We start from the raw sequence: 557 nt of genomic DNA, 5'->3' as shown, positions 1-557 counted from the left end.
TGCGTGTCGGCGCGCGGCATGACCAGCGCGGCGGTGGCGCCCCGGGCGGGACAGGCGGCGCCGAAGAGGTAGGCCCATTGGTAGCGGGTATCGCGAGGCGCGGGCGGTCTGCTTCCCCTGGGTGCCCAGACGCGGGTGAGCGTGCCCTGCTGGCCGATCCGTGCCTCGTCCTGGAACCAGACCTCCAGGGGCTTGCCCCGAGCCGCCTCCGGCAGGGCCTTGGCTACGGTGTCGGCGAAGTTTTCTTGAACGCCTCCTGCGCCTCCGGATCCCGCTTGGGGTGATGCGGGCGCACCGACAGCCGCCGCAAGCCCATCGCGGCGAGCTGCTTGCCCACGGTGCGCTCGTGCATCTCGACGCCGAAGCGCTCGCGGATCACCCGTTGCAGATCCACCCGCCGCCAGCGCACCACGCCGTCCACCGCCAGATCGGGCCCCGCCTCGACGATCAAGACGAGCTCCGCCCGCTGCTCGGGGCTCAGCCGCGCGGGCGGCCCGGACCCGCGCCGGTCCGACAGGCCCTCCAGGCCCCCGTCGTTGTAGCGGTGGACCCAGTCC

1 pseudogene is annotated in these 557 nt (G+C 73.6%); it reads right to left on the bottom strand.

Annotation, left to right across the window (positions count from 1 at the left end):
• Positions 1 to 557, bottom strand: a pseudogene (locus DR046_RS24545) (IS630 family transposase); the annotation flags it as partial.

The organism is Jannaschia formosa, assembly GCF_003340555.1.
GTDB classification, from domain to species: domain Bacteria; phylum Pseudomonadota; class Alphaproteobacteria; order Rhodobacterales; family Rhodobacteraceae; genus Jannaschia; species Jannaschia formosa.
Note: the sequence above shows the minus strand (reverse complement) of the source record. Positions and strands in the feature narration are given on the sequence as shown.